General features: G+C 41.6%; 16 protein-coding genes. 8 read left to right on the top strand and 8 right to left on the bottom strand.

Annotated elements, in window-relative coordinates:
- Positions 1 to 24: 24 nt before the first annotated feature.
- From NIAKO_RS30395 to NIAKO_RS30405, 3 genes are all read right to left on the bottom strand, one after another.
- Positions 25 to 1,572: a RagB/SusD family nutrient uptake outer membrane protein gene (locus tag NIAKO_RS30395; protein ID WP_014222310.1), complete on the bottom strand. Its 1,548-nt coding sequence runs from the start codon at positions 1,570 to 1,572 to the stop codon at positions 25 to 27.
- A gap of 20 nt (positions 1,573 to 1,592) precedes the next feature.
- A complete protein-coding gene (locus tag NIAKO_RS30400) occupies positions 1,593 to 4,721 on the bottom strand; it encodes a SusC/RagA family TonB-linked outer membrane protein (RefSeq protein WP_014222311.1) in 3,129 nt (1,042 codons plus the stop codon).
- A 353-nt stretch (positions 4,722 to 5,074) separates the two neighbouring features.
- Positions 5,075 to 6,433: an outer membrane beta-barrel protein gene (locus tag NIAKO_RS30405; RefSeq protein WP_014222312.1), complete on the bottom strand. Its 1,359-nt coding sequence runs from the start codon at positions 6,431 to 6,433 to the stop codon at positions 5,075 to 5,077.
- Between the two features lie 293 nt (positions 6,434 to 6,726).
- Here NIAKO_RS30405 and NIAKO_RS30415 point away from each other — a divergent pair, with 293 nt between their 5' ends.
- Entirely contained in the window at positions 6,727 to 6,996 is a 270-nt protein-coding gene (locus NIAKO_RS30415) for a helix-turn-helix domain-containing protein (RefSeq protein ID WP_014222313.1), read from the top strand.
- Positions 6,997 to 7,154: 158 nt separating this feature from the next.
- On the opposite strand, the gene NIAKO_RS30420 is transcribed toward NIAKO_RS30415, so the two are convergent.
- Positions 7,155 to 7,958 (bottom strand): polysaccharide deacetylase family protein, encoded by an 804-nt coding sequence (locus tag NIAKO_RS30420; RefSeq protein ID WP_014222315.1) that lies wholly within the window; start codon positions 7,956 to 7,958, stop codon positions 7,155 to 7,157.
- Positions 7,959 to 8,039: 81 nt separating this feature from the next.
- Here NIAKO_RS30420 and NIAKO_RS30425 point away from each other — a divergent pair, with 81 nt between their 5' ends.
- From NIAKO_RS30425 to NIAKO_RS30445, 5 genes are all read left to right on the top strand, one after another.
- A complete protein-coding gene (locus NIAKO_RS30425; protein WP_014222316.1) occupies positions 8,040 to 8,558 on the top strand; it encodes a 3'-5' exoribonuclease domain-containing protein in 519 nt (172 codons plus the stop codon).
- A gap of 689 nt (positions 8,559 to 9,247) precedes the next feature.
- Positions 9,248 to 9,859: a hypothetical protein gene (locus NIAKO_RS30430; RefSeq protein WP_014222318.1), complete on the top strand. Its 612-nt coding sequence runs from the start codon at positions 9,248 to 9,250 to the stop codon at positions 9,857 to 9,859.
- A gap of 340 nt (positions 9,860 to 10,199) precedes the next feature.
- Positions 10,200 to 10,598, top strand: coding sequence for an HNH endonuclease (locus NIAKO_RS30435; RefSeq protein WP_014222319.1), 399 nt, complete (start codon positions 10,200 to 10,202; stop codon positions 10,596 to 10,598).
- 10 nt (positions 10,599 to 10,608) lie between these two features.
- Positions 10,609 to 11,187 (top strand): hypothetical protein, encoded by a 579-nt coding sequence (locus NIAKO_RS30440; RefSeq protein ID WP_014222320.1) that lies wholly within the window; start codon positions 10,609 to 10,611, stop codon positions 11,185 to 11,187.
- A gap of 11 nt (positions 11,188 to 11,198) precedes the next feature.
- On the top strand, positions 11,199 to 12,194 hold the full coding sequence (locus NIAKO_RS30445; RefSeq protein WP_014222321.1) for a DUF4407 domain-containing protein: 996 nt from the start codon (positions 11,199 to 11,201) through the stop codon (positions 12,192 to 12,194).
- Between the two features lie 50 nt (positions 12,195 to 12,244).
- Here the strand turns inward: NIAKO_RS30445 and NIAKO_RS30450 are convergent, their stop codons facing one another.
- From NIAKO_RS30450 to NIAKO_RS30465, 4 genes are read right to left on the bottom strand one after another with little or no spacing between them, the layout of a single operon-like run.
- Positions 12,245 to 13,213: a hypothetical protein gene (locus NIAKO_RS30450; RefSeq protein ID WP_014222322.1), complete on the bottom strand. Its 969-nt coding sequence runs from the start codon at positions 13,211 to 13,213 to the stop codon at positions 12,245 to 12,247.
- Positions 13,214 to 13,253: 40 nt separating this feature from the next.
- Complete coding sequence (locus tag NIAKO_RS30455) at positions 13,254 to 14,222, bottom strand: hypothetical protein (protein ID WP_014222323.1); 969 nt, start codon at positions 14,220 to 14,222, stop codon at positions 13,254 to 13,256.
- Positions 14,223 to 14,233: 11 nt separating this feature from the next.
- Positions 14,234 to 15,214 carry a hypothetical protein gene (locus NIAKO_RS30460; protein WP_014222324.1) on the bottom strand — a complete coding sequence of 327 codons (981 nt, stop codon included), beginning with the start codon at positions 15,212 to 15,214 and terminating at the stop codon, positions 14,234 to 14,236.
- An 11-nt stretch (positions 15,215 to 15,225) separates the two neighbouring features.
- Entirely contained in the window at positions 15,226 to 16,185 is a 960-nt protein-coding gene (locus tag NIAKO_RS30465; RefSeq protein ID WP_107685478.1) for a hypothetical protein, read from the bottom strand.
- Between the two features lie 130 nt (positions 16,186 to 16,315).
- Here NIAKO_RS30465 and NIAKO_RS30470 point away from each other — a divergent pair, with 130 nt between their 5' ends.
- The gene (locus tag NIAKO_RS30470; RefSeq protein ID WP_014222326.1) at positions 16,316 to 17,089 is read left to right on the top strand and encodes a patatin-like phospholipase family protein; all 774 of its coding nucleotides are present in this window, start codon (positions 16,316 to 16,318) and stop codon (positions 17,087 to 17,089) included.
- 338 nt (positions 17,090 to 17,427) lie between these two features.
- On the top strand, positions 17,428 to 18,567 hold the full coding sequence (locus NIAKO_RS30475) for an FIST signal transduction protein (protein WP_014222327.1): 1,140 nt from the start codon (positions 17,428 to 17,430) through the stop codon (positions 18,565 to 18,567).
- The last annotated feature ends 3 nt before the right edge of the window (positions 18,568 to 18,570 follow it).

The following is an 18,570-nucleotide window of genomic DNA, read 5'->3' on the forward strand; positions in this document are numbered from 1 at the left end:
ACCTGAAACCTGAAACTTGTAACATTATTGCCACCCTGGCGTTTGTTTAAAATTCATATTACCATAAGTGATTGCCACATCCATCTCCGATTGCGGCACCGGCCACAGCGTATCGCGCAGCGGAAAAGTTCTGTTGGTAGTGGCTGTCGGGTCTTTGACGGTGGGTAAAATGGTTCTGTCGGTCTTCCATCGCTTGAGGTCGAAATACCGTTGACCTTCCATCGCCAGTTCTATTCTTCTTTCATGACGGATGCGGGTGCGCATATCAGCTTGTGACAAACCAACAGGTAAAGCAGGCATGTTCACCCCCGGCCTTGCTCTTATTGCGTTAATGGCATTATATACTGTAGTGTCCGGTCCGGTTAATTCATTTTGGGCCTCCGCATACAGCAATAAGATCTCGGCATACCTCAAGTACACCCAGTCCTGGTCACTTTGAGTGCCTATTACCGTGGCGCGGGTACTGTCAACTCCTTTTTTATTCAGGAAGCCTGATTGGGAGCCGGCCTGTGACGCCACAAATGGAATACCGCCTTTATACAATACGCCGGGTGTTAATACGGTAGCCAGCAAACGCGGATCGCGGTTATTATAAGGGTTGTTTTTATCATACAATGGTGAAGTGGTAATGGGTAATCCATCGGTACATTCATAATCATCAACCAGGTATTTCAATGGCTGAAAACTGGCGCTGTATGTGTACAGGTATTCAGCAGGGCTATAGGCGTTAGGCACCTGGTAGCGGCCTGAAAATAGGATCTCGGGATTATTTATTTGAGAAGGTTTCAGAAACAACCCCCGGTATCCGCCGGTAAACAGGCTGAATTTGTTACTATTCATAATGGTTTTTGCTGTATTGACCGCCAATTGCCAGTTTCCCTGCGTTAGATATACTTTTGCCAGGTAACCTAAAGCTGTGCCTTTTACCACATGGCCGGTGTATACAACATCAGGTAAGTTATTTATGGCAAAATTCAGATCGCTGATCACCGAATCAATCACCTGGGCTTTTGCCGTTCTTCCCAACTGATAGCTCTCCGGATCAACCGTTGCATTGCCAATTGGCCGTGAATAATACACTACATCTCCATATAACTGGGCCAGTAAAAAATAATAATACCCCCGTATAAATCGCACTTCACCTATATACTGGTTCATGGCTGTTTGCGACAACGGCACATTGCCGATATTGGCCAGAAAAATATTACATGCCTGTATTGCTTTGTAGGCAGTATTGTACGCATCTGACTGAATGGTGCCGGTGGTGGCTTCTATAGTGCCCTTGGCTACATTCTGAAATGCAGAGCTGAAAGCATTATCGGTAAGCGTTTCCCAATAAGGCGTGCCCGCTCCCCAGCCCTGGCCGGTATTATTTGCATTGGTATAATTGTATCCCTGGATAAGATAGCTATAAATACCTGTAAGCGCTATATCGGCATCGGCCTGGGTTTTCCAAAAGTTTTCACTGAGGAGCTGATCAGTAGGATTCTTTTCTAAAAAATCTTTCTTACAACTTACGGTAAGCATTAACAGTCCTAAAAAAACAGCGTTATATCTGATGAAATATTTCATTTACTGCAAGTTTTAAATTTTTAAAAAACGGCTTTTACGCCAAAGGAGAATACCTGGTTCTGCGGATGCACCACATACCGGTTGTTGCTGCTGCTGGGCACCCGCTCGGGGTCAAGTCCTTTGAATTTGGTAAAGGTGGCCAGGTTGTCACCGGAGGCAAACACCCGCAAACTGCTCATGGCAATATGCTTCACGATGTTTTGCGGTACTGTATAACCTACCTGCAGATTTTTTATCCGTAAAAAAGAACCGTCTTTCAAATAATAGGTAGAAGCAGTTCCTATATTGCTGCTGGCATCGCCCTGACCTGTTATATAGATCAAAGGCATAGTGGTGCTTGGGTTAGAAGGCGTCCAGGCATTTAACCAATCATAAGTTGGCGGCGAACCCTGGTTGAAAGGTTGTACGCCCCAACCGTTGGCGTATATTTTCTGACCATATGAACCGTACAGGAAAATGGTCATATCGAAATTTTTCCAGGAAGCGCTGGCATTAAAAGAATAATCGAATTTGGGAAAAACACCCGGTACTATCACGCGGTCCTTCGAATCTATTACTCCATCGTTAATCACATCCTGGAACTTCAGAAAACCGGGCTGGGAATTGAATTGTTGTTTTGGTGATTTATTAATTTCATCAACGCTTTGGAAAATGCCGGCATATTTTAACATATAAAAACTACCGTAAGGCTGGCCTTCAATGTTAATGGTATTGTTGCCGGTATTGATCTGCTGAGCGCCATACTTTACCAGGGTATTTTTATTGGTCTGGAAAGTTCCACCCACTGAATAATTAACATCAGCCACCTTGCCTGTATATTGTACTGATGCTTCAAAACCGGTATTCCTCATTTGCCCGTTATTAATGGTAGGGGCGCTTAAACCAACATAGGCTGGTATGGCTGGGGTTGCCAGAATATCGTAGGTGAATTTATTATACCAATCGAACGTTACATTTAATGATCTGAATACGGTTACATCCATACCCACATCAACTACCCGGGTGTTCTCCCAGTGAATATTGCGGTCGGTCAATGCATTTAAAGCAGCGCCGGCATTCAGAGAATTACCAGAAAAAGAATACGCATATTGGATATTATTATTATAGGCGTTCAAATTGGAATACACCAGTTGATAGGGATAGTTTGAAATATTCTGGTTACCCAACCGGCCCCAGGAACCACGCAGCTTTAATGTATTTAACCAGGGTATATGCTCCAGGAATTTCTCGCGGGTCATTACCCAGCCGGCAGAGAAAGAAGGAAACAATGCCCATTTATTTTCGGGCGGAAAGCGGGAAGAAGCGTCGTAGCGGGCGTTGGCTTCAAATAAATATTTACCATCGTAATCATAATTCAAGCGGCCATAATAAGAACGCAACGACCATTCTGAGGAAGTTCCGGTCGCTATCTGAGATCCCGATGGCCCGGCACTCAATTCATCCAATTGATTGGTGGAATAGGGCGTATTACGGCTCCCGGCCAATACTTCGGTTTTATTGTATTCAGCCTGCGTACCGGCTAATGCTTTGAAATTATGGTTGCCTATCTGTTTTGAATAGGTTAACTGTGTATAACCAACGGGGTAGATATAATTATTGTCAGTTACCGTCATGCCCTGTCCGTTTACATCGAGGGTGCGTTCCGGTGCATCGTTAGGTCCGGCAAACCAGTTGTATTGGTTAATTACGGGTTTAAAGTCTTTGGTTTTCTGAAAATCGTAGTTGAAACCACCGCTTGTTCTCCATTCAAGCCCCTTCAACAAACGAATGTTTATGTAGATGTTATTTTGAAAATAATAATCCATGTTATTAACCAATGCATTTTGGGCAATGGCTACCGGGTTTTTATTGGGGCTCTGTACATTGGGATATACAGAATTTACATACCGGCCACTGCCATCAGGCAATTGGGGGCCGGTCATGGGTTCCTGCGACATGGCAGATAAAAACTGGTCCTGGCTGCCGCGCGATGCATACAGTCTTTTACCATAGTTGAACGTCATGCTTCCGCCGATAGTAGCCCAGTCATTTATTTTTGAATTGAGGTTGAACTGCAGGTTATATTTTTTGTAGGAAAAGCCGATCATGATATCGGGTTGATCTACGTAGCCTAAACCTACATTATAGGTAGTCCCATTTCGGCCACCCGTCATGCCGATGTGATGTGTTTGGGTGGTAACGGTGCGCATCACAATATCGAGCCAGTTTACACTGGGGTACAGATTGGGATCGGATGGATTTTTATACGCATCGATCTGCGCCTGGGTGTACCGGTTTGCATAGTTGGAATTGATAGCGGCCTGGTTCCACATTTCCATGTAAGTAGCAGAATTATACACCAGGTTCTTGGGCAGGGCCGTAGGCCTGGTGATACCAACATTGAGATCATAGCTCAACTGAAATTTTCCATTGGCCCCCTGTTTGGTGGTAACCAGAATTACGCCATTGGCAGCCCGGGTTCCATAAATGGCGGCAGATGCCGCGTCTTTTAACAGGGTAATTGATTCAATATTCTGCGGATCGAGGTTGGTAAGGCTTCCGGGCAAACCGTCCACAATAATCAACGGGCTACTTCCGGCAGAGCTATTTGTTCCCAATCCTCTTATACGCAGTACAAAATTTTCATTACCCGCTTCACCCGATGACTGGGTTAAAGACAGACCAGGCAATTTTCCCTGCAACAACTGCGTAGGGTCTGTAGCCACCCGCTTATTTAGTTCAGCACTGCCTATTGTAGCAATGGCGCCCGTAAGGTCTTTCTTTTTTTGCGTTCCATACCCTACCACTACCACATCATCGAGCCTGCCCCCGGTAGACTCCATGGCAACGTCAATTTGTTTGCGTTGTCCAACCGTTTCTTCTACTCCTTTATACCCCGTAAAAGAAAACACCAGCACCGCATCGGGGCCTGCCACTATGATTGTGTATTTGCCTTTGTTATCGGCCACTACCGATCTGTCAGAACCCTTAACCTGTATTACTGCTCCTTCCAGTACAGCCCCTTTGTCGTCTTTTATGGTGCCGCTTACCGTCAACGATTGGGCAGATGCGGAACCCGGAAAAGAAAAAAGAAAGATTGTAAAAAACAGGAGAAAAGAAAAAACAAAAGTGCCGGACGGTTTCATACAGCAATCAAACTTCTTTTTCATAAAAGCAATAGTTAGCCGCAGCTGCTTTCTGTTAAAGAAAGAGCCGGCGTTAATTAATAAAATGATTTACCAGTTGAGCGTGTAAGGTTTGCAGAATAAAGCTACCGCCGATTTAAACCGTCGTTTTTCCGGGAATTATCATTTTAGTAAACAATATTATCATTCTAAACTCAGGGGGAGGAAGAGAAAACAGCAAGATAAATTCGAAGGAACATTTAAATACAGGCCAGGTCTTTATCTTTTAGTGATGGAATTTCGGTCTGCCCGGCCTGTGATATATTTATGGGTGATATAATAAGGCCCTCATCAGGAATGACAAGGGCCTATCTAAACAACGGAAAATGGTGCACGATTTATAACCGGAATAACAGGGCAAAAATGATCCTGTCTTCAGATTTTACGAGATCAGGGCGCCAGTCATCAGGCAATGGAGTAGTAGTATATCCATTGGGCGAAGTAACACCACCGGCACCGGCAAAATAAGGTACGTTGGCATGGCGGTGTACATACTCTATGCGGAAGAGCAGGCTTTGATTAGGCATAAAGTCGAAGTTGGTTGAACAATCCCACGCTTTAAATTGATCGCCAGGATTGGCACTGAAAGGATATTTTCCTTCGGTTTGCGTAGGATTGTTGGGGTCGGGTAAAGGGCTTGCCTGACCGGTAGGGTACAGTACGAGATAACGGCCAGGGTTATTCATAATACCGCCGCCTATTGTCCAGGCGAATTTATTTTGGGCAAACCAGATGCGGTTGTAGATCATGGAGCTTGCAAAGTATTGAGCAGGGCCCTTTTTGTCATCGCTTTTGAACCCATTTACGCCATCGCCTTTTTCAAAGCCAATGTCGCCGGTAAGTGAAAGGGCCATTCTGCTAATACCCCTGGATTTTGGATTATTAAAATATCTAACCAGCATGCTGTTGTCTGAGTGAAATCTTTTTCTTCCGGGAAGCCCACCGGCATCTGCGCCATAATAATCATTGGTCAGGATCTTGAAGTTGCTGGTTGGGTTCCAGGTAATATTGGCGCCTACGCCCGGCTGCTTGTTGAAACGGCCATAACTTTGCCAGCCATTGATGATCCATGGTTCTATTTTAAGGTGTTTGGCCGGGAATATCTGAATACGTACGCCATTAAAGAACCAGGGAGTATTATCGGAGGTAAAAGAAGCCTGGTACTCCCAGTTCTCTACCTGGTAATAAGAGTTCAACCCAATATACGACATGAACAAACCGGCGTCTACATTAATACCATACCATTTGTTGAAATGATAACCGACATAAGCTTCACTCAGGTAGCGGTAAACATTCGCTAATTGATATTGTCCGCGGTAAGGGCTCACATCGTTCCTGGGCACAACAATGGACCTTGTTCCAAACTGCATCAATACTCTTGCCCTTGCATTTTCATAGGAAAAATCACCACCTAAACTCAATTGTGATAATTGCACTTCGTTGTTTCGGGCCAGGGCTGTGGACCCCACTACCGTATTATCGATAGGTTTATTAAATGAGTGCGTGTAATTCACGTCTGCCATAACACTGGGAACAAAGTATACACCGTGAAAAACGGATGAGTCGCGCCGGTCGCTCCCATTCTGCCAATTGGTTTCAATATCACTGAACGGCACTTTAGGGCTTGTTGAATCCTGCGCCGTAAGGTGAGTTGTAATACCCTGCAAAAGCAGGCCCACCATTACTAACTTTTTCATTCTGTTAATTTTAGTTATTAGAAATGTAGTTGCTTAATAAACCAAAAACATACCGGCAGGGCGGGCAATGCTGGCAGAAATCGACAGAACGCAATGCAGACAGGCGTTTGAAGGGAATTGTTGTAACAGGTGTACCCCCCAGGAACCGAAGAAAAGTATTTCATTTTAACAAAGACCCTTTCATTTTGAAAGGGTTTGTATTGAATACATTTACAGCAAATGATTTTAATACCCTGCAAATAACTTTATATCAATTAATTATGATTGAAACTTCCCGGTTGTAAGAAACGGTATTGCGTTTGTCATTCTATGGCATGCAGGAAAATGAAGAAGAGCTGAAAAAAGAAATTGACATTCTCTCAAAGAAGTTCCTGTACGAAGTATACAAACAGGCAAGGTTAAAAAAATTAAACAGGAAAGAGCTGGCGGCACTGTTGCAAGTAAGCCCTGGCTACCTGTCGCAGTTGTTTCACAGTAAAAAGCCATTAACTTTTGAAATGCTTATCCGGTTTCAGCAGGCATTACAAATTGAATTCAACATAACCGTTAAACCTATTGATTAATTAACAGTATAATTAAAAAACAAAGACATGAAGCTTAGTCCAAAAGGCCTGGGTAAAAGGCTTGGGTTACATATTATAATCCCGGTAGTATACGCACTCGCATTACTGGCAATTTTTATTTTCAATAAAAACTAAAAGAATAAATTATTTTAGGGAACTCATAGCTCCCTTTTCTGTCTATCCCTGATAAAAGTGGCCACCTCAACCATGGGTGCTATCCAGATGTCTTTTTCATGTTGTTTCAGGTAATGTAATAACACGCTGTGTGCGTGCAGGGATACATTCAGGTCATGGCCGCCACCAACACCATGGAAGACGATCACCAGCAGGCCCCGTTTTGCTTCGGCTTCCATTACCCATTGTATCATGGATTCGCCTGAATCATTATTAGCGCCATAACCGGGCATGTTATAAAGATCAACATGGTCAATAGTAGGAATGTCGCCTGCTACGCCACGCGCGCCGGTAAAATCCTTGCGCAAGGAATCGAGATACGCCGTATCGTGTATTTTGTTATCGCCACAGGGAAAAGCAAAAGTGCGGTTTGTTTTTCCGTCGATCGCAGTCAATACAGCATTCATGGCAAGAATTTCATTGGTGATCCGGCGCATGGAGTACTTGTTCATGTCATAATCGGCGGTAACAAACTCTCTTCCGGGCCGGCCGCCTTCGCAGGGATGAAACAGGGTATGATTGCCCAGCTCATGGCCTTTGGCTGCCGCTGCACGCCAGGCTGGTATTTGTGACTGCAGGTGACCCTGGTAGTCGGCAACATAAAAAGTGCCTTTCAATCCCAGGGAATCCAATGCAGGGAGTACATTGGTGATGTCAATATCCAGTCCATCGTCGTAGGTTAACACAACGGCGCATTTCTTTCCCTTCCAGGGTTGATTGTTTTGAGCGGAGACATTTGTTGCAAGAAAGGTGAAGAGCAATATTATGGCAATCGTTTTTATGGTCATATGGTATTTGCGTTTATTGGCAATATAAACGCATTTTTTTATTATTTTGGCCGCGATTAGCAGATTAAAACAAATGATTATATGGCCTATATAATGGTTGATGTAGAAACGGATGGCCCCATACCTGGTGATTTCTCCATGATCTCGTTCGGCGCTGTGCTGGTTGATGAACAGCTGGATAAAACATTTTACGGACAACTGAAACCCATCTCTGAACAATATATCCCCGAGGCATTGGCTGTTTCCGGATTCAGCAGGCAGGAAACCCTTGCATTTGATGATCCCCAAACGGTGATGACCAACTTCGCGGCCTGGATCAAAATCACGGCTAAAGACAGACCGGTATTCATCAGTGATAATAACGGATTCGACTGGATGTTTATCTGCTGGTACTTTCATCATTTTACCAAGGCCAACCCGTTTGGGTTTAGCTCCCAGAACCTGGGCAGTTTGTACAAAGGACTGGTAAAAGACACCTTTCAGAATTTTAAACACCTGCGTAAAACAAAGCATACCCATCACCCGGTTGATGATGCCAAAGGGAATGCTGAGGCGTTATTGACGTTGAAAAAAGAGCATGGGTTGAAGATTAAATTTTAAAGTGGCATCCAATAGAACAATATATGTCACTTAAAGAATTTTGCCATCACTTAATTGTTTAAGCGTGACACTTTACCGATTAAATGATATACTTAATTCTTTTTGCCATCATTTAATTGATTAAGTGATGCCATTTGATCGTTTAAATGATGCAGTAATTTTTTTTCGCTTTCACTTAATTGAATAACTGACATCATTTGATCGATTAAAGGATACGATAATTTCTTGCTGCTATCACTTATTGTTTAAGTGATAGCATTTGATCGTTTAAATGATGCAGTAATTTCTTTTTGCGATCGTTTAATTTTTAAAGTGATATACTTTATCGTTAAAGCAACTTTATGCTTGGTTATCCGATCTGGCATTAATGCTTTGTTTGATCCATAACGTAAGAGGGAACTGCGCCTACTTATTAATCTTATTCACTGCTCTTTAAACGTGTACATAGAACGGAAACCATGCATCACGCAAACATTCCTTCGCGAATACTCATCAAACACGTACGGATACGAATAATCTACCAGCGAATACTCATCGGCTTACTTCTTATTTGCTTCCTCATTTATTTTTGAACTACAACAACGGCATTGATATCCGTTATAATTATTGGCCAATACAATTGGTTTCAGGTACTGATTTAATAGCATGTTCTGGAATTTCTATTATTAAACAATTAAAAATCAAAAATTATGAAAAGGGTAAGAATCATCTTGACATTTATTTATTGTCGCGCCGGTGACCTCGTTAAAATATCCCGCCGCATTTTAGACAGTATGAAAGGCAATGCGCAATTTCCTAATCCAACGCCTGCCTTGACAGATGTTGAAAAAAAGCTGGAAGAGTACCTGGTATCTTTATCAGATGCCGGCGGTAGGGACAGAGAAAAGGTAGCTATCAAAGATAACAAACAAGCCGAACTGAGGCAGTTACTGACAGAGCTGGCTCATTACGTAACCCAAACCTGCAAGGGCGATAAGGCTATGCTTTTAAGCAGTGGATTTGATATAAACGCTGAAAAAAGCAGTTCACAGAATGCGCCGCAGAAGCTGCAAGCCGAGATGGCCATACCTGGTCAGGTTACTACCCGGGTAAAAAGGGTAACCAAAGCAAGGGCTTACGTACATCAGATCACCGCAGACCCATTGACGCCCCAAAGTGTGTGGACAAGCGAAACAACGCTAAAACCCGAACATACTTTCACCGGCCTTGCATCGGCGTCAAAGGTTTGGCTCCGTGTTATAGTCATCGATAGATCCGGCAAACAGATCGTTTGGGAGCCTGTTGTCCGCATTGTACAGTAAACATCTATTATTTAAGCAAACCGGCCCCGGGGTATCGGGGCCGGTTAATTTATTTTTTACTCCAACGAATACTTACACGAAAACAATGATCTTGATCTTAGTCAATAATAAACACACCTTCTCATCGTTTTGAAATGTACCCTAAACTCCTTTGTATGCCACTGCTTGTCTTTTCTAACGCTCACGCTATCGCGTTTCATCATGGAAACTTTTTATCAAGATCTATTTATTTTTTAGTACAAACTTCCTTTTATCCATGCGATTAAACCCGTAGCTCAGCTAGGATCATACTCAACTTATAGCAATTTATACCTAACTACACGTTAATCAAATTTTTGACATGAACGATCCCTTATACAACAGATATAGATATATTTCTTTCAAAGGCACTAACGTTTATCGCCGATTTTTTTCTGAACAATCAGATCAATCTTTGAAACAGCAGCCGTTTTCAGGCAATAACCAAGAAATACCGGCTCATGGTAGTTATGGTGCTTTATTGTTCGATCCCCGTTGGAAAGAAAAAAGAGAAGAAATCTTAAAGAGAGATGCTAATCAATGTGTTTTATGCAAAAGCGACCATAACGTGCAGGTACACCACCGGCAATATCATTTTATAATTAGAGATAATCAGTTTAAACCTCCATGGGATTATAATGATTATTTATTAATCACTCTTTGTGAATCATGCCATAAAAGAGGCCATAACAAATATAAAGTACCAACTATAACTATTTAAAAATTAATTCATGGGATTATTTAGTTTCTTTAACAATAAAAACGGCCATTCAAATGGATTAAATGGCTCGACATTACCCATAGGTCATGATTATCCAGAAGTACCGGAAAAGTTATTTATAGAGAAAGAAGCCCCCAAAGAAAACAAGCCCGAGGGAACTCCTATTACTGCCACCTCAGAAAATAATATAGACCTACTGTTTAAATTCCTGGACCGCAATCACGAGTCAAGTGGATATGATGACGCATTAATTAATCCTGACACAAGCCATATGGAACAAAGGATCCAGGCAATAAAAAACGAATTTGAAAGAACGATCAGGAAAGTTAAAACCTACTATGAAGACTTCATAAAGGAAATTGAGTTTCACATTATCAGCCGAAGCCGTAACGGAATGATTGACACAGTTGAAGAGTTAACTATGAAGAAAGAAATAGCTGAAAGTCATATCAGGAAGGTTTTAGAGATTGATGAAGATGCCAAAAACAACCGAGGTGACAGCCAGGGCATCGTTATGAGTTATACAAGAGGTTTCAAAAATGGATTAGCTGCTATTTCTCATCATTCGATATTAAAAAGAAAACTCTAAAACTATTAATTATGAGAAATTGGTGGATAAAATTCGGCTGCTTCTTAACTGGTTATAATTATGGAATAGTGAGGACTTCAAGCGAAGTTTCATCGAAGGCGGTAAAGAAATACACATCGGCCATGTTAATTGTATGTATTCTTTGGTCGTTTGTGGGTTTTATGTTTACGCAACGCTATTTACGCGGTAACATCTGGGGTTCCGTCGCCGGGTCGGCATTAATGGTTGTAATCATTGTTCAGATAGAACGGCAAATCATCTTATCGTTAGCTCGTAACAGGTGGTTATACATTTCCAGGGGGATCCTAGCTGCATTGATGGCCATCCTGGGAACAATCATCATTGATCAAATTATTTTTAAAGAAGATATTGAACTTGAAAAAATAACATTTATTCAGAAAAGAGTAGATCAAGGGTTACCTCCTAAAACTCAAGAGTTGAATACTCAAATTGCCTCAATCGATACTGCCATTCTAAAAAAAGAAGCCGACAGAAGCCAATTGATCGATGAAGTAACTAAAACTCCTTACATTAAAACTACTTCAACCCAAAGTTCCCCTATTAAAAAGCAAACTACAATTAAAGACTCTTCCGGGAAAATCATTACAACTGAACAGGTAGTAAATTCTACGTCTGTATCTGTTACAACTGTCCCCAATCCTAAATTTACCTTAATAGCGACTTTAGATCAAACGATTTCCAATTTACGTACTGACAAGAGCAAGAAGGATAGTGCGCTATTAAATATTAGACCTGAACTGGAAAAACAAATTTCTTCAAAAATTGGATTTCTAGATGAGTTGGAGATTATGTGTAAATTAATCACAGGATCAGGAGTCGCCTTTTTTGTTTGGATTATATGGTTCCTTTTCCTGATGTGGTTGGAAATGCTTGTATTGATTAGCAAACTAACTGATGCGAAAAGCGATTATGAGGAAACAATAAAACACCAAATGAATCTTCAAATGAAAAAACTGGAAGCACTTGCCAAATTAGCTCATCAATAATAAATAAATTAACCGGCCCGATATCTCGGGGCCGGTTAATTTATTATTGCTCAATTTTCCGCTATAATATATTCCCGCGTAGTAGCTATGGAATCTTTCGTCCCATCTGGCTTATAATATTGAAATGTTATCGGCACAGTATACTTGCCAGGTTTGCCGGCAGCAATAAATTTATAAACAGCTGTTGCACATTCACCAACCTGCACTTCTTTTCCATCGATGGTAATCCGGGGTTTCATAGCATCAATGAATTGGCCAACGGCAGCTGTAACTTCTATGGCCTGACCAGCTTTCACATAGCTGCTGCTTAAGATTGCAACGGCTTTAAATAAATCATACCTTACAATACATCCATGAAAGGAAGCTCTGAAATCGCAATATGTAATAAATTCCTTTTCTGTTGCCAACACATCAGCTTCTATTTTATTCAACATAATCATGGCCATTAACGCTGAAGTTCTGCCGAAGCTTTTTTCCAACCATTTCTTTTTATAATCAACTTTCTTATCTGCCGGTAAACTGTCCCGGTAGGCTGGTAGTAATGGACCAGTTTCTAAAATATGGCCGATTTCGCTACGCCTATAGTATTCTAACTTCTTTTCCTCGGGAGTCAATATACTCGAAGCGCTATCTTTGAAGTCGGTTAATTTATTCAACAACTGTTGACCAACTCCATCTTCATTATGCAGTTGTTTTGTCAGCTCAACATAGTCCTTTTTTAAACTATCCGACTGGGTTATCAATTCGCTTTTTATATTCTTTATAAAATTACCAAGGCTGTCAGCATATTGTTTTATCTGCTTCGCCCTGGCGAGCCATAGCGCGGGGTGATCAGCATCCCGGGGATCCTTTTGTCTTTCCAACAATTCCTCGTAAACCATATCACCCGCCTCCTGCATAACGCCATTCGCATACTCCAGGCTCTGGTTAACTGCTATCAACTGATCGGGATTTTCTTCCGGCCTGCAACCAATCAGCAATACAATAATAACGGCAGGGACTATAAGGGCTTTTTTCATTGTATAAATCTAAGAAGGTTTCAGTTCATTGTTTAAGGGGTTAATTTTCAGCTATTATATATTTCGCATTCTTTGATACGGTCTGCTTAGAGCCATCAACTTTAGTAAATTCAATTGTCACTGGTACCGAATGCCTCCCGGGCTTCCCGGTGGCAACAAATTTGTATTCGGCTACTCCTTCAGCATCCAACGCCACCTCTTTTCCATCGATGGTGATCCGGCCCTTTGAAACAACAGTAAATGAGCCAACACCGGCGTACACATCTATTGGTTGGCCAGCTTTCACATAGCTACTGCTTAAGGTTGCAATCACCCTAAACATGCTGTATGTTTCAACAAATCCCCTTGAATGCCGGCTCTGACAATAATCAATAAAATGCTTTTCACTTGTCAATACATCGCTCTCTACCTTATTTAATGCGATCATCACCATTAAGGTGGAATTGCTGCCAAAGCTTCCTTCCAACCATTTCTTTTTATAGTTGTACTGCTGATCTACTGACAAATTATCTTCATATTGTGGTAGCAACGGAGCAGTTTTGAGATAGCGTTTAAAATCACTTATAAAATAAGAGCGGGTTACAGTATCCTCACCCGAATAGATCACTACGGGACAACTGTCTTTAAATGAAATCAGTTTATTCAATAGCTGATTCCCCAGGCCATTAATATCATTTAATTGCTTTACCACTGGCACATGCTCTTTCTTCAAACCATCTGACTGTTTGATAAGATCTGATTTTATAATTTTAAGCAGGCCTTTAACGCTGTCTGCGAACGATTTGATCCGTTTTGATTTAATCTTCCATTTTTCTGTATAAACTGCGATATTCACATCCGGCTCCCCTGCCATTAAATCTTCATACCCTAATGTATTTGCATCATTTAATGCTTCATTAGCGAATTCCATACTCCGGTTGATCGCCTTCAATTGCTTCCGGTTTTCCTCTGGTCGGCAACCAATCAACAAAACGACAATAACGGCTGAAATGATAAGGGCTTTTTTCATTGTCATAAGTATTATTTCTCCGCTATAATATATTCTATATTTTTTGTCATCCGTAACTGTTCTCCATCGGATCTATAAAAATCTATTAATACCGGTATCTTGTGTTTCCCCGGTTTGCCAATAGCCCTGAAACTATATACTGCAGCATCCTCGCTGTTTACTTTTATTTCTTTACCATTTATTGTTATTTTAGGTTGACAACTTGCAACAATCTGGGTTATCCCTGCAGTAATTTCAACCGTTTGTCCCGACTTCACATAACTACTATTGATAATTGCAAATGGATGAGGCTGTCTGCGAAGCCCACATGTCACTACATCAGGCATTTTACTAAAGAAATAACTTACCAAAGACCTTTCAGTTACCAGCACTTCGTTTTCTATTTTATTAAGCTGCATCATGGTCAACAATGAATTGTTGCCGGCAAAACTCTCCTCCATCCATTTCTTTTTATAAATACTGCGCTGTGCGGCTGATAAACTATCCCTATAACCTAGCAACAATGGAATGGAGTCGAGTATGAGGCCAAGGTCTCGTTTTAAGTCGGTAATAAGGTATGGCTGATCAAAAAAGTCATTAACCCTAAAAATGGCCGGAATACTCTCTTTAAATACTGCCAGCTTATTAACCAATTCATTTCCTTTTCCATTGATGTCATACAGTTGTTCTACTATGGGGGCATTTGCCTTTCTTAAGCTGTCTGATTGTTTTAGTAAATCAATTTTTAAGTTTTCAATTAAACCTGTAATGCTATCGACACGTTTTTTTATCATAGCCACCCGGGGCCCCCATATTTCAGCATTACCGTGTGTTAACGGATCTTTTAACTTCTCTACAATTGCCTCATCGTATAATTTAATGTCCATTTGCATTACAACGTTGGAATGCTGTAAACACTGATTTATGGATCTTAATTGGCCCGCGTTCTCCTGCTGCCGGCAGGCAGTAAGTAATAAAATAGCAACGGCAAAGGCTAGAAGGTTTCTGTTCATTGTTTAAGGGATTAGTTTTCTGCTATTATGTATTCATGGTTCCTTGACACGACCTCCTTAGAACCATCAAAATTTTTAAACTCAACCGTCACAGGAATTGTATGCTTTCCCGGCTTTCCTTTAACCGTAAATTTATAGACAGCCACTGCATCCCCATTTAACTCAACTTCCTTTCCATCAATGGTAACTCTAGGATTTCTATCAAAAGTAAATGCGCCAATGCCTGCTGCAACTTCTATCGACTGACCAGCTTTCACATAGCTGCTGCTTAAAGCTGAAAATGCCTCAAACTTAGTATATCCACAAGGAGTAGGGATTTTAGCACGACAGTAATGAATAAATTCTTTTTCAGTTACCAACACATCACTTTCTATTTTATTCAACATGATCATCGCCATTAACGAGGAGCTTTTGCTAAAACTTTCTGTAAGCCATTTATTTTTATAATCACTTCGCTGGTTAGCTGTTAAACTATCCGTATACCCAGGCAACAATGGAATAACTCTGAGAAAATAATTAAGCTCAGTTACATAAGGCCTTGTAATAGTAGCCTCCCCTGGAAACATCACTGTAAAACAGTTGTCTCTAAAAGCAACCAGTAAGTTCAATAGTTTCCCTCCAACTTCATTTGTATCATGTAGCCCTTTAACAACAGGAACATATTCCAGCTTAAAACTATCCGACTGCTTTATGAGATCCGATTTTATGATTTTAAGTAGGCCTTTTATGCTGTCTGCATATAATTTAACCTGCTCAGCTTTTGGCTCCCATATATCAGCATGGTAAGCTGTACCCGGATCCTTCTGCATTTCTCTTAAATTCGTATAAACCAGATTACTTTCAAGCTGTGAAATTCTATTCGCATATTCCAAACTCCGGTTTATCGCCTTCAATTGCTCCCGATTTTCTACTGGCCGGCAACCCACCAGCAAAACGACAATAACGGTAGGAATGATCAGGGCTTTTTTCATTGTCATAAGCATATTTCCCGCTAACGGAAATAATCAGGGGATATTTTTCCCGAAACCAGAATTTAAAGCAGGGAAATGTTAAAATAATTGGATAAAAGCATCTACATTGTATGCCTGAAATTCACATTCGATGGTAAAAACAGGGATCGTTTTAAGTGGTGGCGGCGTTAGAGGATTTGCCCACCTGGGCTTGTTGCAGGTATTGGAAGAATTACAAATTCAACCCTATGCTATATCCGGCGTAAGCGCCGGCGCCATCGTGGGCGCCCTGTATGCAGCCGGCCATTCTCCCCAAAAAATCCGCGACCTCCTGAAAAAGAACTCCTATTTCGGCTGGACGAGCTTTCTGGTGAATAAAGACGGTCTGTTTTCCATGAAAGTGCTGCGCAAGGCCCTTCAAACCCTCATCCCCGACAACTCCTTCGAAAGCCTGCATAAAAAACTCTACATCACCGCTACCGATTTTGCCAATAACGAAACCATTACTTTTTCAAAAGGCCAACTTATTGAAGCGGTGATTGCCTCCGCTTCGGTGCCGGTAATTTTTGAACCGGTAAAAATTGACGACCATATCCTGGTTGATGGCGGCCTCCTGAACAACTTTCCGGTTGAACCACTTGAAAACAACTGCGATGTGCTCATTGGCTGTTACGTAAATAACATCCCCAAAGGCCGGGGTAATGGCAAACGCTTCGGGAAAATGAACATGATCGAAAAATGCTTTCACATGGCCATCGCTCCCGTTGTTTATAGTAAAGCAGAACGGCTCGATCTTTTCCTGGAACCTGACCTGCACGAGTTTGGAATGTTCGATGTAAATAAAGCCGATAAGATCTATGAAGCCGGCTATAACGCTGCATTAAAACACAAAGATCAATTGTTACGCCTACAACAAAACCCTTAGCCCCCTCTAAGGCCTTTATTTCCTCAGGCACAATATTTTCACTGAATACTTATAACCCGAACCCATATCCCTAATTGATCTAAGTCAATAAACTCACGGTTAGGCGGTGGAATCCGCGCTATACGGCCGTTTCAGGATAAATTAGTAGTATAACAAAGTTGCTGTTTTAAAAATTTGGTCTAAATTAAATAAGAGTTAACCCATACCCTCCACATTTGCCTGTAAATAAAATGTTTCAACTTTCGTTTTTTTGAATGGGCAATTTCTATTGTTCGCGCATATCCAAATCACTAATCAACGTAATTGAATGTATACATTAACCTTAAACGCTTTCCCATATGCAAACTACCCTGCTGTTATACAACGACAATAAGCTGGAAACCCAAAACGAAACAGCCAGTGCCAATCTTTCCAAATCCCAACTGGTACTGGGTTTTGGCGGCAAAGAAGTTATTTCCTCCCAGCCAGTATATGAAAAATTAAAAGCAACCTTTCCCGAAGCGCACATTGTATTATGTTCCACTGCCGGCGAGATCATCAACAGCCGCGTAAACGATAATTCTGTATCCATTGCGGCTATTGAACTGGAAAAAACTTCTATTCAACCGGTTATAGTAAACATCCAGGATTACAATAACAGTTATGAAGCGGGTAAGGCATTAATCCGGCTGATCAACTTCGACAACCTTTCCTACATCCTGGTTATTTCTGATGGCAGTACCGTAAATGGCAGCGAACTGGTGCGCGGTATTAACGAACTGGTAAATGACCGGGTACCGGTTACCGGTGGCCTGGCGGGCGATGGCACGAATTTTCAATCGACCGTGGTTGGACTGAATGAAAAACCTTCTACCGGAAATATAGTAGCCATTCCATTTTATGGCCAGCACTTTGTAGTTTCTCATGCCTCCATGGGCGGCTGGGAAATCTTTGGCCCCGAGCGAACCGTTACAAAATCTATAGCTAATCAGTTATTTGAAATAGAAGGACAAAAAGCGCTTGACCTGTATAAAACCTATCTCGGCCCGTATGCCGATGAATTACCGGGATCAGCCCTGCTGTTCCCACTGGGTGTTAAAATACAGGATGAAGATGTTCCTATTGTACGCACCATTCTTTCCATTGACCAGGAAACCGGTAGCATGGTATTTGCCGGCGATGTTCCCAATGGCTCGAAGGTGCGGTTTATGAAAGCAAATTTTGATAAACTGGTTGATGCCGCTACCCATGCAGCTGGCCAGGCTTTTAAAAAACTTCCAGGGGCGCCACAACTTGCTTTATTGATCAGCTGTGTAGGCCGCAAGGTTATTTTAGGCAAACGTACCGAAGAAGAGGTAGAGGCTGTTGCTGACACATTTGGTAACCAAACTTTGCTCACCGGCTTTTACTCTTATGGCGAAATTTCGCCTTTTAATGACCACGCAAAATGCGAATTGCATAATCAAACAATGACCATTACAACCTTTGACGAGATATAAATG

This window comes from Niastella koreensis GR20-10, assembly GCF_000246855.1.
GTDB classification, from domain to species: Bacteria; Bacteroidota; Bacteroidia; order Chitinophagales; family Chitinophagaceae; genus Niastella; species Niastella koreensis.